Annotated in this window: 11 protein-coding genes and 2 pseudogenes; 7 read left to right on the top strand and 6 right to left on the bottom strand. The window is 75.3% G+C overall.

The window, feature by feature from the left end; translation table 11 throughout:
* Positions 1-109 precede the first annotated feature (109 nt).
* Positions 110-997 (bottom strand): zf-HC2 domain-containing protein, encoded by an 888-nt coding sequence (locus B446_RS14065; protein ID WP_020940108.1) that lies wholly within the window; start codon positions 995-997, stop codon positions 110-112.
* A complete protein-coding gene (locus B446_RS14060; RefSeq protein WP_020940107.1) occupies positions 994-1611 on the bottom strand; it encodes an RNA polymerase sigma factor in 618 nt (205 codons plus the stop codon). The genes B446_RS14065 and B446_RS14060 overlap by 4 nt, the downstream gene beginning before the upstream one ends.
* Positions 1612-1763: 152 nt before the next feature.
* Here B446_RS14060 and B446_RS14055 point away from each other — a divergent pair, with 152 nt between their 5' ends.
* The 3 genes from B446_RS14055 to B446_RS14045 are packed head-to-tail and all read left to right on the top strand — an operon-like array spanning position 1764 to position 4462.
* A complete protein-coding gene (locus tag B446_RS14055) occupies positions 1764-2009 on the top strand; it encodes a hypothetical protein (protein WP_020940106.1) in 246 nt (81 codons plus the stop codon).
* Entirely contained in the window at positions 2010-4154 is a 2145-nt protein-coding gene (malQ, locus tag B446_RS14050) for a 4-alpha-glucanotransferase (protein WP_020940105.1), read from the top strand.
* A 47-nt stretch (positions 4155-4201) separates the two neighbouring features.
* The gene (locus B446_RS14045) at positions 4202-4462 is read left to right on the top strand and encodes a hypothetical protein (RefSeq protein ID WP_020940104.1); all 261 of its coding nucleotides are present in this window, start codon (positions 4202-4204) and stop codon (positions 4460-4462) included.
* 108 nt (positions 4463-4570) lie between these two features.
* Here the strand turns inward: B446_RS14045 and B446_RS14040 are convergent, their stop codons facing one another.
* Positions 4571-5098, bottom strand: a complete 528-nt coding sequence (locus B446_RS14040; RefSeq protein WP_020940103.1) for a MarR family winged helix-turn-helix transcriptional regulator — start codon at positions 5096-5098, stop codon at positions 4571-4573.
* A 108-nt stretch (positions 5099-5206) separates the two neighbouring features.
* On the opposite strand from B446_RS14040, the gene B446_RS14035 reads away from it, so the two are divergent.
* Positions 5207-6499, top strand: a complete 1293-nt coding sequence (locus B446_RS14035) for an MFS transporter (protein WP_020940102.1) — start codon at positions 5207-5209, stop codon at positions 6497-6499.
* A gap of 28 nt (positions 6500-6527) precedes the next feature.
* A pseudogene (locus tag B446_RS14030) lies at positions 6528-7412 on the top strand (EamA family transporter); the annotation flags it as partial.
* Positions 7413-7418: 6 nt separating this feature from the next.
* On the opposite strand, the pseudogene B446_RS37040 reads toward B446_RS14030, so the two are convergent.
* The 3 genes and pseudogenes from B446_RS37040 to B446_RS14020 form a co-directional block, all read right to left on the bottom strand.
* A pseudogene (locus B446_RS37040) lies at positions 7419-7892 on the bottom strand (LysR substrate-binding domain-containing protein); the annotation flags it as partial.
* A gap of 127 nt (positions 7893-8019) precedes the next feature.
* A complete protein-coding gene (gene pepN, locus B446_RS14025; RefSeq protein ID WP_020940100.1) occupies positions 8020-10593 on the bottom strand; it encodes an aminopeptidase N in 2574 nt (857 codons plus the stop codon).
* Positions 10594-10800: 207 nt separating this feature from the next.
* Entirely contained in the window at positions 10801-11817 is a 1017-nt protein-coding gene (locus B446_RS14020; protein WP_020940099.1) for an aspartate-semialdehyde dehydrogenase, read from the bottom strand.
* Positions 11818-12162: 345 nt separating this feature from the next.
* Between B446_RS14020 and B446_RS14015 the strand changes: the two genes are divergently transcribed.
* Positions 12163-12723, top strand: a complete 561-nt coding sequence (locus tag B446_RS14015) for a sigma-70 family RNA polymerase sigma factor (protein WP_020940098.1) — start codon at positions 12163-12165, stop codon at positions 12721-12723.
* A 2-nt stretch (positions 12724-12725) separates the two neighbouring features.
* Positions 12726-13841: a hypothetical protein gene (locus B446_RS14010; RefSeq protein ID WP_052352153.1), complete on the top strand. Its 1116-nt coding sequence runs from the start codon at positions 12726-12728 to the stop codon at positions 13839-13841.
* The last annotated feature ends 70 nt before the right edge of the window (positions 13842-13911 follow it).

Raw genomic sequence — 13911 nt, 5'->3', positions numbered from 1 at the left:
TGCCGGGACGGCCACGGACGGCCGCGGTCACCGGCGGATCGGAGGATCGAAGAACCGGAGGATCGAGGAACCGGAGATCGGAGGAAGCGCCGGAGGGGCCGGACACGGCCTAGCGGCGCGGGAGGCGGTCGTAGGCCGGGCGGCGGGCCGCGAGCAGCGCCGCGCTGAGCACGGCCGCCGCCGCCCACGCGCCCTGCGCCCCCGCGCCGTCCAGGCAGCGGGAGAGCTGCTCGGCCAGCCGCCGCGTGGCCTCGCCGCCCGGCGCGGCCGGCACCGGCGCGAGCACCGCGCACAGCCAGCCCCCCGCCGTCACACCGGCGGCCGTCCGGCAGCCGGTGAAGGAGGCCAGGGCCAGCGTGGCCAGGGACAGCGCCAGCCCCGGCAGCAGCCACGCCGCGGCGGCCGGGGCACCCGAGGCGGGCAGCAGCAGACCGGTGAGGGTCAGCAGCGGCAGGCACACCGCGAGCACCACGGCCGTCCGGGTCAGCGCGAGCCGCAGCCCGCCCGCCGGGGTGGCCGCGACCACCTCGTACAGCGGGTCGGCGTGCGGCCCGTAGGACAGCGCGACCCCGGCGACCGGCACGACCGGGGCGATCGCCAGCAGCAGCGCCCGCGCCCCGTGGAACCCGCCGCCGAATCCCAGGGCCATCGCACCCAGGGCCACCAGCAGCACCGCGGGCAGCCACGCCCCGCGCACCGCGGGCCCGGCGGCCCACAGCAGACGGGCGGCGCGGGGCGGGCCCGGGACCGGCGCGGGCGCCGCTACGAGCGGCAGCGCCGCCGGCGGGGCGGCCGCCAGCACGGCCTCCCGCACCTCGGCCAGCAGCGCGCCGGGCGCCGTGCCGCGCACCGCCCGCGACACCCGGACGGCGCACTGCGTGCAGCCTTCCAGATGCTTCTCCAGCGACCAGGCGTCCGGCTCCGGCAGGGAGCCGTCCGCGTAGCGGGCGACGAGGTCGTCGCAGGCGTGCCACACAGAGGCGTTGCCGCGGGTCATGCCGTGCCTCCCAGCGGGGACGGGTGCAGGTGGCCGAGGGCCGTGCGCAGCTCGGCGCGGGCCCGCCGGGCACGGGACTTGACCGTGCCCTCGGGTATGCCCAGCAGCCGCGCCGCCTCCCGGGTGCTCAGCCCGTCCACGACGGTCGCGCGCAGCACCGCGCGCAGCTCCGGGGAGATCCGGTCCAGGGCGGCGCCGACGTCGCCGTACTCCAGACCGGCCAGCACCCTGTCCTCGGCGGACGCCGTGGCCGCGTACCGGCCGTGCGGCTCCGGTTCCAGCGGCGGGCCCGCCAGCCGGGCGGCCCGCTCCTGCGCCCGCCGGGCGTCGACCAGCCGCCGCGCCGCGATGGTCCACAGCCAGCCGCCGGTCTCCTGCCCGCGGTGCCCGGCCGCCGACCGCCACACCGTGACGAAGGTGTCCTGCAGCACCTCCCGGACCACCTCGGGATCGGCGCAGCGCCGGGTCAGCCGCGCGTGCAGCCATCCCGCGTGCCGGTCGTACAGCTCGGCCATCGCCGCCGCGTCTCCCGCGGCGACGGCCCGCAGCAGTGCCGCGTCGCCACCGGCGCCGTCCTTCTCCCGCTGGCCCCCCACGGGGCGGAACAGTCTCACACCCCCTCTATCGACGGCCCGGCCGGTACCGGATCACCACCGGGCGCGCACCCCTGCCCCACCGGTCGTGGTGAGTGCCGCCGCCGTCTCTGGGTAGGCCTGCCGTAACCACCGCAAGCCGCAGCAATCGACCCAGCGACAAGGAGGCCCCCGTGGCCGCACCGGCTCGTCTCACGATCCCGGCCCAGTGGAAACCCGTGGCGGACCCGTCCGCCGAGACCACCGACGTACAGGCGTGCGTCTTCAGCGCGGAGGCCGCGTGCGGGGAGGCGCCCCTGACCAGCGAGCCGCCGCTGCCCGACGCCGAGCCGCTGACCAGCGAGCCGCCGCTCGCCGACGCGGCCCCGCTGACCAGCGAGTCCGACCCGGTACCCGACTCGTTCGACGCGGTGCTGTAGATGACCGCGGCGCACGAGGACGAGCCGCACGCGCACCAACCGCACGAGGACGAGCCGCGGGAGGACGGACCGCTGGCCCGGCTCGCCGGGCTGCACGGCGTCGCCACCTCCTACCGCCCCGCCCCGGACCACACGGTCGTGGTCCCCGCCTCCGCCGTGGTCGCCGCCCTGGCCGCCCTCGGCGTCGACGCGGGCACCCCGGACGCCGTCCGTTCCGCGCTCGCCGTGCGGGAGCGCGAGCTGCGCGAGCGGCTGCTGCCGCCGACGGTCGTGCACTGGGCCGGTGACCCGGGCGCACCGGCCGCTCTCACCGCGCTGCCCCCCGGCACCCGGCTGGCCGTCGAGACCGAGCAGGGCGAGGCGCGGGACGGCGCCGAGGGCCTGCCGCTCGGCGTGCACCGGGTGACCGCCACCGCCCCGGACGGCCGCACCGGCCAGGCCCATCTCGTCGTCGCGCCGGACCGGCTGCCCGCTCTCGCCGGCCGTTCCTACGGCCTCCTCGTCCAGCTCTACTCGCTGCTGTCGCGGCGCTCCTGGGGCATGGGCGACCTCGGTGACCTGGCCGAGCTGGCCGGCTGGGCCGGACGCACCGCGGGCGCCGGCTTCGTGCAGGTCAACCCGCTGCACGCGGCCGTGCCCGGAGCCCCGACCGACCCGTCCCCGTACCGGCCGTCCTCGCGCCGCTTCCCCGATCCCGTGCACCTGCGGATCGAGGCGATCCCCGAGTTCGCCCACCTCGACGATCCCGCGGACCGCGCCCGGCTCCAGGAACTGCTGGAGCGCGCCGCACGGCTGCGCGCCGCCGTCCTCGACAAGGGCGACCTCATCGACCGGGACGCGGTGTGGGAGCTGAAACGGCAGGCCCTCGAGCTGGTCCTGCAGGTCCCGCTCGGACCGGGGCGGCAGGCCGCCTACGACGCCTTCCGCGCCGAGGAGGGACAGGCGCTGGAGGACCACGCCACCTGGTACGCCCTCGCCGAGACGTACGGCCACGACTGGCACCGGTGGCCCGAGCCGCTGCGCGACCCCCGCTCCGCCGCGACCGCGCGGGCCCGGGCCGAGCTGGCCGCACGCGTCGACTTCCACTCCCGCCTCGCCTGGCTCACCGACGGCCAGCTCCGCGCCGCCCAGCGCACCGCCCGCGAGGCCGGCATGCCCGTCGGGATCGTGCACGACCTCGCCGTCGGGGTGCACCCGGCGGGCGCCGACGCCTGGGCGCAGGGGGACCACTTCGCCGCCGGGATGTCCGTCGGCGCCCCGCCCGACGCGTTCAACGCGCGCGGCCAGGACTGGGGGCTGCCGCCCTGGCGCCCCGACCGCCTCGCCGCCTCCGGGTACGCCCCCTTCCGCCGGCTCCTGCGCGCCCTCTTCCGCTACGCCGGCGCCCTGCGCATCGACCACGTGATGGGCCTGTTCCGGCTCTGGTGGGTGCCCCAGGGCAGCCCGCCCACCGAGGGCACCTACGTCCGCTACGACGCCGAGGCCATGCTGGCCGTGCTCGCCCTGGAGGCCTCCCGCGCCGGGGCGGTGGTGATCGGCGAGGACCTGGGCACCGTGGAGCCCGGGGTCCGCGAGACGCTCCAGCGGCGCGGGGTGCTCGGCACCTCCGTGCTCTGGTTCGAGCGGGACTGGGAGGGCGACGGCCGTCCGCTGCCGCCGGAGCGCTGGCGCGCCGACTGCCTGGCCACCGCCACCACCCACGACCTGCCGCCGACCGCGGCCCGGCTCACCGGCGACCACGTCGAGCTGCGCGACCGCCTCGGTCTGCTGACCCGCCCGGCCGCCGAGGAGCGCGCGGAGGCGACCGCGGACGCGGCGGAGTGGCTGGCGCTGCTGGGCAGCCTCGGGCTGCTGGACAGTCCGGCGGCCGGGCCCCCGGGCTCCGACGAGCAGGCGGAGATCGAGGGCGTCCACCGTTTCCTGCTGCGCACCCCGGCCCGGCTGATCGGCGTCTGGCTCCCGGACGGCGTCGGCGACCGGCGGCCGCAGAACCTGCCCGGCACCTGGGACCAGTACCCGAACTGGCGGCTGCCCGTGGCCGGCCCCGACGGCCGTCCGCTCACGCTGGAGGAGCTGACGGCCTCGCCGCGGCTGCGCGCGCTGCTGGAGGTCTGCCGGGCCGGGGAGGGGGCCGGGGCCTTGTAGGGCACCCCGGGCGCGCAGCCGTCCGGGGCGTTCGCTAACTTGAGAACGTGGACAAGAAGAACGCCCTGCGCGCCGGCGCCCTGGCTGCCGGTACGACGCTGATGATGCTGCTCATGTCGTCCCCCGCGCTCGCGCTGACCCGCGACGACGGCGACGACCCCGGCGCCGGCCTGAGCGTCGCGCAGACGCTGGGCCTGTACGTGCTGTGCCCCCTGGCGCTGTTCGCGATCATCACGGGTCTGGTGATGGTCCTGGACAAGTCCAAGACCCGCGTGACCAAGCCCGCGAAGGCACGGGCCAAGGCCTGATCCGCCGCTGATCTTCGCCGAGGGCGCCGTTCCCACCGCTCACACGGGGTGGGAACGGCGCCCTCGGCGCGTTTCCGGCGGTTCCGCGCGCTCCGGCGTCCGCGCTGTCTAGTCCGCCTCCGCCCGGGTTCCCGCGAGCAGTTCGCGCAGCAGGCCGGCCAGCAGGTCGGCCTGTTCGCCGTCCAGTGACGCCAGCGCCGCGCTCTGCACGGCCAGACCCGCGCCGACCGCCCGGTCGACCGCGTCGAGCCCCTGCTCGGTCAGGGTGACCTGGAGGCCGCGCCGGTCGTGCGGATCGGGGGAGCGGCGCAGCAGCCCGGCCCGTTCCAGCTTGTCGAGGCGGCCCGTCATGCCACCGGTGGTGAGCATCAGTGTCTCCGCGAGCCGGCGCGGGGAGAGGGTGAACGGTTCGCCGGCCCGGCGCAGGGTCGCCAGCACGTCGAACTCGCCGCGCGAGATGCCGTAGGGCGCGTAGGCCTTCTCCATGCGGTCGCCCATGGCGCGGGCGAGGCGGTAGATCCGCCCGAACACCTCCATGGCCCTGGTGTCCAGGTCGGGCCGGACGGCCGCCCACTGGTCGATGATCGCGTCGACGGGATCCGTGCCCTGCCTGCCCTGATGGCGGCCTTCACTCATGGGCCGAGTATCGCCCTCTTCGAAGGTCGACCGCAAGAAAGTAGCTTGACGAAAAGTAGCTTAGGGCTAAGCTACTTGCCATCAAGTCATTCGAGAGGGGAGTCGACGGTGAAGTGGCACGGGGCACGGGGCGAGCGGGTGGCGGGGGAGTGGGCCCTGCCCGTGGCCGCCGCGGTCAACGGCGTGGGCACGGGCATGTACGTCCCGTTCACGCTGGTCTTCTTCCACAGCGTCACCGGCCTGTCCTTCGCGGCGGTCGGCGCCGTGCTGACCGCCACCGGCCTCGCGGGCATCGCCGCGCTGCCGCTGGCCGGTGCGATGGTCGACCGGTACGGTGCCAAGCGCGTGCAGTACCTGCTCTACGGCGTCCGGGTGCTGGGCTTCGCCCTCTACCCGCTCGCCCACGCCCTCCCCGCCTTCGCCGCCGTCGCGCTGGTCACCGCGGCCGCCGACCGGGCCTTCCCGGCCGCCCAGCAGGCCCTGATCGGCGAGGTGGCCCGCGGCGCCGGACGGGACCGGCTCCAGGCGTCGACGCGCGCGCTGCAGAACGCCGGCAACGGGGCGGGCGCACTGCTGGCCACCCTGGTGATCGCCCTCGCGGGCAGCGCCGGGTACGCCTACGCGGCCTGGGGCAACTCCGTGTCCTTCGCGCTCGCCGCGCTGCTGCTGCGCCCGCTGAGGCCGCTGCCCGCCGCGCCCGGCACCCCGGCCGCGCGCCGCGCCGGCGCCGGGTACCGGCTCGTGCTCGCCGACCGGCCCTTCCTGGTCCTCACCGGCGCCAACTTCCTGAACGCCCTCAGCTACTCGGCCCTCTCCGTCCTCTTCCCGCTGTTCGCCGTGGAGTGGCTGCACGGTCCGGTCGCGCTCACCGGAGCCGCGTTCACCGTCAACACCGCGCTGTGCGCCGCGGCCGGCGTGTTCGTCGGTGCCCGGGTCCGGCGGACCGGGGCCCGGCGCACCCGGGCCGCGGCGCTGGGCGGCGGCCTGTTCGCGACCGCCTTCGCCGCCCAGATCGTGCTCGGCACCCTGCGGCCCGGCTCGGGCCCGGTCCTGGCCGGCGCCCTCGTCGCGGTGGTCCTCGTCTACACGCTCGGCGAACTGGTCCACAGCCCCGCCGCCGAGGTGCTCGCCGTGTCCGCGGCCCCCGAGACCGTGCGCGGCCGCTACATGGCGGCCTACCAGATGTCCTGGTCCCTGGCCAAGGCGGTGGCGCCCTCCCTGTTCACCTCCCTGCTCGCCCTGGACGGCCGGGTGCCGTGGGCCTTCCTGATGCTCACCTCGGCGGTGGCCGCGGCCCTGCTGCTGCGGGTGGAGCGCCGGCTGCCCGCGGAGGCGGTACGGCCGCGGCCGGTGACCGTCGGCGGCGGCACCCCCGCCGTCCCCGCGCCCGCCACCGTGTGACCCACCCCCGAGACCGAAGGGAACCGTCATGAAGCGCCCCCTCACCGTGCTGCTCACCGCGCTCGCGCCCGTCTCCTGGGGCACCACCTACGCCGTCACCACCGAGTTCCTGCCACCGGACCGCCCCCTGTTCACCGGCCTGGTGCGGGCCCTGCCGGCCGGCCTCCTGCTGCTGGCGCTGACCCGGGTGCTGCCGCGCGGTGCCTGGTGGTGGAAGGCCCTGGTGCTCGGCGCGCTGAACATCGGCGCCTTCTTCCCGCTGCTGTTCGTGTCGGCGTACCGGCTGCCCGGCGGTACGGCCGCCGTGGTCGGCTCGGTCGGGCCGCTGTTCGTCGTCGGCCTCTCGGTGCCGCTGCTCGGGCAGCGGCCCGCGGTGCGCCATCTGGTCACCGGGGCCGTGGCCGCCGTCGGGGTGAGCCTCGTCGTGCTCAAGGGGGCGGGCGCGCTCGACCCGCTCGGGGTGCTCGCGGCCGTCGCCTCCACCGCCTCGATGTCCACCGGGACGGTGCTGACGAAGCGGTGGGGCCGCCCGGACGGCGTCGGCCCGCTGGCCCTGGCCGGCTGGCAGCTCACCGCGGGCGGCCTGCTCGTCGCGCCCGTCGCGCTGCTGGCCGAGGGCGCGCCGCCCGCGTTCGACGGCCGCGCGCTGGCCGGCGTCGTCTACCTCGCCCTGGCCAACACGGCGGTCGCCTACTGGCTCTGGTTCCGGGGCATCGGGCGGCTCGGCGCCACCCAGGCGGGCTTCCTCGGCCCGCTGTCCCCGCTCACCGCGGCCGTGGTTGGCTGGGCGGCCCTGGGCCAGGCGCTCACCCCGGTGCAGACGGCGGGCATGGTGCTGGCCTTCGGCGCGACGCTGGCGGGTCAGTCGGGGGCGGCCGGGCCGCGACCGTTCCGCTCCGCTGAAAGAACCGGCCGGCAGGGCATCCGCCGCGGTGCGCAGGGCCTGGAGGACTCGGTCGAGGGCCGCCGCCGACCGCGCTCCCTTGCGGACCGCTGCGATCACGTGGCGGACCGGTCGGTCGGCGGCCAGTTCCCGCATCACGACGCCCTCCCGGCGGGCCGCCGCGGTGCGGGGGACCAGGGCGACGCCCATGCCCGCCTCCACCATGGCCAGGACGGCGGTCCGGCCGGAGGCCGTGTGGCCCTGGTGCGGGGTGAAGCCCGCGGCCTCGCAGGCGCGCCGGGTGATGTCCGACCAGGGGCCGCTGCCACCGAGGATCCACGGTTCGGCGGCGAGGCCGGTGAGGGTGAGGCCGGGCGCGGCGGCCGGCGGGTGGTCCGGCGGCAGGGCGACGTCCAGCGGGTCGGACAGCAGCGGAAGCCGGGTGAAGCGGGGGTCGGCCGCGCGCGGTGCCTCGGCGCCGAGGGACAGCGCGAGGCCGACCTCCCCGGCGACTGAGCCCGCGGACGTCCCGGCCGGTTCGCCCCCGGAGTGCGTCTCGTGGCCGGAGGCCGAGCGGCCGAAGACGCGTGAAGGGCGCCCGGCACGGAGCCGGGCGCCCTTCACGGCCTTGCGGAACCTACGACGCGGCGGCGGCGTCCGCGGCCTGGGCCCTCAGGGCGCGTTCGACGCCCGAGCGGGACTCCGAGACCAGACGGCGCAGGGCCGCGTTGGGCTCGGCCGTGGCCAGCCAGGTGTCCGTCCGCGCCAGGGTCTCGTCGGAGACCTGGATCGCCGGGTACAGGCCGATCGCGATCTGCTGGGCGATCTCGTGCGAACGCGCGTCCCAGACGTCCTTGACGACCTCGAAGTACCGCTCCGCGTACGGCGCGAGCAGCTCCCGCTGGTCGGTCTGCACGAAGCCGCCGATCACGGCCTCCTGCACGGCGTTCGGCAGCTTGTCGGACTCGATGACCGACTCCCACGCCTCCGCCTTGGCCTCCGGGGTCGGCCGGGCCGCCCGGGCGGTGGCCGCGTGCCGCTCACCGGCCGCGGTCCGGTCCCGCTCGTACTCGGCCGCGATCTCCGCCTCGTCGAAGCGGCCGACCGCGGCGAGCCGCTGCACGAACGCCCAGCGCAGCTCGGTGTCGACGGCCAGGCCCTCGATCGTCTGCGAGCCGGCCAGCAGGCCCTCCAGCAGGTCGAGCTGCTCCGGCGTGCGGGCCGACCCGGCGAACGCCCGCGCCCAGGCGAGCTGGTGGTCGCCGCCCGCCTCGGCCGCGCGCAGGTGCGCCAGCGTGGCGTCGGTCCAGCGGGCCAGCAGCGCCTCACGGGTGGCCGGTGCGGCGTACAGGTCGATCGCCAGCTTCACCTGGCGGTGCAGCGACTGGACGACACCGATGTCGGACTCCTTGCCGATGCCGGACAGCACCAGCGCCAGGTAGTCGCGCGTGGCCAGCTCGCCGTCGCGGGTCATGTCCCACGCCGACGCCCAGCACAGGGCGCGCGGCAGGGACTCCGCGAAGTCGCCGAGGTGCTCGGTGACCACGCCCAGGGACTTCTCGTCCAGGCGGACCTTGGCGTAGGAGAGGTCGTCGTCGTTGAGCAGGACGACGGCGGGCACGCGCTTGCCGGTGAGCTGCGGCACGGCGGTCAGCTCGCCGTCGACGTCCAGCTCGATCCGCTCGCCGCGCACCAGCTTGCCGTCGGCCGACAGGTCGTACAGGCCGATCGCGATGCGGTGCGGCCGCAGCGTCGGCTCGCCCTTGGCGCCGGCCGGCAGGGCCGGGGCCTCCTGGCGGACGGCGAAGGAGGTGATGACACCCTCCGCGTCCGTCTGGACCTCGGGCCGCAGGACGTTGATGCCGGCCGTCTCCAGCCACTTCTTCGACCAGGTCTTCAGGTCACGGCCGGAGGTCTCCTCCAGCGCGCCCAGCAGGTCCGACAGGCGCGTGTTGCCGAACGCGTGTCGCTTGAAGTAGGCCTGCACGCCCCGGAAGAACTCCTCCTCGCCGACGTAGGCGACGAGCTGCTTCAGGACGCTCGCGCCCTTGGCGTAGGTGATGCCGTCGAAGTTGACCAGCACGTCGTCCAGGTCGCGGATGTCGGCCATGATCGGGTGCGTGGACGGCAGCTGGTCCTGCCGGTAGGCCCAGGTCTTCATCGAGTTGGCGAACGTGGTCCACGAGTGCGGCCACTTCGAGCCGGGCGCGGACGCCTGGCAGGCGATGGAGGTGTAGGTGGCGAACGACTCGTTCAGCCACAGGTCGTTCCACCACTCCATGGTGACCAGGTCGCCGAACCACATGTGGGCCAGCTCGTGCAGGATGGTCTCCGCGCGCACCTCGTACGCCGCGTCGGTCACCTTGGACCGGAAGACGTACTGGTCGCGGATGGTCACCGCGCCCGCGTTCTCCATCGCGCCCGCGTTGAACTCGGGCACGAAGAGCTGGTCGTACTTCTCGAACGGGTACGCGAAGTCGAACTTCTCCTGGAACCAGTCGAAGCCCTGCCGGGTCACCTCGAAGATCGCGTCCGAGTCGAGGTACTCGGCGAGCGAGGGACGGCAGTAGATGCCGAGCGGCACGCTCTGCCCGTCCTTCTCGTACACGCTGTGCACCGAGTGGTACGGGCCGACGATCAGCGCCGTGATGTACGACGAGATGCGGGGCGTCGGGGCGAACGTCCAGACGTTCCCCTCCGGCTCGGGCGTCGGCGAGTTGGAGACGACCGTCCAGCCCTCGGGCGCCTTCACGGTGAACTGGAAGGTCGCCTTCAGGTCGGGCTGCTCGAACGACGCGAAGACCCGGCGGGCGTCCGGGACCTCGAACTGCGTGTAGAGGTACGCCTGCTCGTCGACCGGGTCCACGAAGCGGTGCAGGCCCTCGCCGGTGTTGGTGTAGGCGCAGTCGGCGACGACCCGCAGGATGTTGCGGCCCGACAGCAGGCCGCGCAGCGCGATCCGCGAGTCCGCGAAGACCTCGGCGGGGTCGAGCGCGTCCCCGTTGAGCGTCACCTCGTGCACGGCCGGGGCGACCAGGTCGATGAAGGACGTCGCCTCGTTCTCGGCGACGTCGAAGCGCACCGTGGTCACGGACCGGTAGGTACCGCCCTCCTGCGCGCCGGAGAGGTCGAGATCGATCTCGTACGAGTCAACGGTGAGCAGCTTCGCCCGCTGCTGAGCCTCTTCGCGAGTCAGGTTTGTGCCAGGCACGCGGTCATCTCCTCGATATGGGTGGGTTCGGTCATCCTTCCACGGGACCTGCACGAAGAGCGACGTCCGGCGGCTGTGCGGCGCAGCCCTAGGGAAAGCCCTATGACAAGCCCTACGGCAGGCGGCAGGGCGGCCACCCGAAAGGGTGACCGCCCTGCCGATCCGCGGCGTTCCGTGACGCAGCGTGACGTGCCGTGCCCGAAGCGGTCAGCCCTTGAGCTCCGCCGCCACCAGCTCCGCGATCTGCACCGCGTTCAGCGCGGCGCCCTTGCGGAGGTTGTCGTTGGAGATGAACAGGGCCAGACCGTTGTCGACCGTCTCGTCCCGGCGGATGCGGCCCACGTACGAGGCGTCCTTGCCGGCCGCCTGCAGCGGGGTCGGGATGTCGGAGAGGGCGACGCCCGGGGCGCCGCCGAGCAGCTCGGTCGCGCGCTCCGGCGACAGCGGGCGCGCGAACCGGGCGTTGACCTGGAGGGAGTGGCCGGAGAAGACGGGGACGCGCACACAGGTGCCGGAGACCTTCAGCTCCGGGATCTCCAGGATCTTGCGCGACTCGTTGCGCAGCTTCTGCTCCTCGTCGGTCTCGTTCAGACCGTCGTCGACGATGCTGCCCGCGAGCGGGAGCACGTTGAAGGCGATGGCGCGCTTGTAGACCTGCGGCTCGGGGAAGTCGACCGCCTCGCCGTCGTGGGTCAGCTTGTCCGCCTCGGCGGCCACCTTCTGCACCTGCCCGTGCAGCTCGGCCACGCCCGCGAGGCCGGAACCGGAGACCGCCTGGTAGGTCGCGACGACCAGCGCCTCGAGACCGGCCTCCTCGTGCAGCGGCCTGAGCACGGGCATGGCGGCCATCGTGGTGCAGTTCGGGTTGGCGATGATGCCCTTGGGGCGGTCCGCGATCGCGTGCGGGTTCACCTCGGAGACCACCAGCGGGACCTCGGGGTCCTTGCGCCAGGCGGACGAGTTGTCGATCACCACGGCACCCTGGGAGGCGACCTTCTCGGCCAGCGCCTTGGAGGTCGCGCCGCCCGCGGAGAAGAGCACGATGTCCAGGCCGGTGTAGTCGGCGGTCGACGCGTCCTCCACCGTCACGCCGTCCAGCACGGTCCCGGCCGAGCGGGCCGAGGCGAACAGGCGCAGCTCCGTGACCGGGAAGTTCCGCTCCGTGAGGATTGCGCGCATGACCGTGCCGACCTGACCGGTGGCTCCGACGATTCCGACCCTCACGGCGACTCCCTCTACGTGTCTCTACTGCGTGTCTCTTGCGTGACCGGGGCTTTTCCATGATGCGGCCGACCCCGGTCCACCTGTCCAATTCTTTGCGACGCGTGCCCGAGGAGTGGGACACGATCACCCGGCGGACGGTTCCGGGACCTCCGTCGAACACCCCGCTGAGCTGCAGATGTTCCCCCGGTGGCGGGCCCGCGCCGGAAGCTGTGCTGTGCCGCCCCTGCCCGTCCGGGCACCGGCCACACGGCGGTGTGACGTACGCCTCGCCGAAGTCCCGGAGCACCGGCCGAACGTTTCCGCCCGCCCGGGCGTCGTAGGGGCAGACGCGGGAGGGGGTGGCTTGTGCTGCGCGGAGGGGCGCGCCGCGATCAGGGGGCGTACGCCGGTGCGGGCGGGACCGGCGGTACCGAGGACGATCCCCTGGACGCGGCCCAGGAACGCCGGGTGCGGGCGGTGCTCGCGCTCGGCGGCGTGCCGCAGGCGGACCTGCCGGACGGGGTGCAGCAGGTCCGCCTGCGGCTGCTGGAACGGGCCGCGAGCGGGCGCGAGGCACCGCGGGACGTGTCGGCGTGGGCGGCGGTGGTCGCCTCCAACCTGGCCATGGACTGGCACCGGGCCAAGCGGCGCCAGGAGCGGCTCGGGGAACGGCTGGCCGCGTTGCGCGAACCCGCGCACGCCTCCGGCGAGGAGACCAGTCTGCTCTCCCTCGCCGTCGCCCAGGGCCTGGACGACCTGCCCGACACCCAGCGCCAGGTCCTCGTCCTGCGCTTCTTCGCCGACCTGCCCGTGCGCGGGATCGCCGACGAGCTGGGCATCCCCGAGGGCACGGTCAAGAGCAGGCTGCACACGGCGGTCCGCGCCCTGCGCGCGCGGCTGCACGAGGACGAGCACGAGGGGGTGTGACCATGACCGCCGAACACGAGGGCGCGGACGGCGCGGACGGTGCGGAGGCCGCGCGGGAGTATGCCGGCATGGACGCGCTCATGGCCGCGATCACGGGTGCCCCCCTGCCGGAGGAGGCCCGCCGCGACCCCGCCTTCCTGGCCGAGCACCGAGCGGCCGAGGCCGACATGGCCCTGCTCAGGTCCCAGCTGACCCGCCTCGCCGACGCCCTGACCGGCGAGCCCCCGGCCGACCGTCCCGCCCCACGCGCCGACCGAACCCCACCCCACCGAAAGCCGACAGCCCCTGCCGGGGAGGCCGACGACGACACCACAGCCCCTGCCGGGCAGGCCGGCGACGGCGCCACTGCCCCCGCCGGGGAGGCTTACGACGAGGTCGACGTCCGCGCCATGGCTCCCGCAAGGGACGCCGACGTCGGCATCGCTGCCGCTGCCGGAGGGGGCCGCGGCGCCTCCTCCTCCTCCTCCGGGGAGGCCGATGTCACCGCTCCAGCCGCTCCCGTGCGGTCCGGCAGGCGGTCGTGGGGCGGTGCTCGGCCCGGGGGCTCGGCGCGGCCCGGGCGGCCGCGCGGGCCCCGGCGGGTGCTGCGGATCGCGTTGGGCTCGGTGGCCGGCGTGGCGGCCCTCGGGATGGTGGCCGGGCTCGGTCTGCTCGTCGCCCGGACCGGAGGGAGCGCCGGCGACGCCAAGTCGAGTGCGGCCGACGGTGCCAAGAGCGCGGGGCAGGCCCCTGCGAAGGTCTCCGGTGACGCCGGCCGGCCCGCCGCCCCGGCCCGGGTCCTGGCCTGCTACAAGCTGGTGGTCGAGGGCACCGTGGCCGCGGTGGAGCCGCGGGCCGGGTCGCCCTGGACCCGGATCGAGCTGACCGTGCGCCAGGCGTACGAGCCCGCGCGCACAGCGGCCCGGGTCGCCTTCGACCTCGACGCCGGCGCGCGGCCCGCCCCGCGCGCGGGCCAGCACGTGCTCGTCGGGGTCGGCCGGGGACAGACCAGCGCCTCCCTGTGGGCCGTCGGGGACGCCCGTGTGGCGGTCAACCGCGCGTGGATCACGGAGGCGCTGCCCGAGGCACGGCATACCGGCTGCCCGTCCGGGCGGGAGGCGCCGACCGGAAAGCCGTGAGGGGCGGGTGCCCGTCCGGACACCCGCCCCTCACTTCACCTCACCCGCTCACCGAGCGGGCGTCACTGTG

The sequence above is a fragment of the Streptomyces collinus Tu 365 genome, from assembly GCF_000444875.1.
In the GTDB taxonomy this organism is placed as follows: Bacteria; Actinomycetota; Actinomycetes; order Streptomycetales; family Streptomycetaceae; genus Streptomyces; species Streptomyces collinus_A.
Note: the sequence above shows the minus strand (reverse complement) of the source record. Positions and strands in the feature narration are given on the sequence as shown.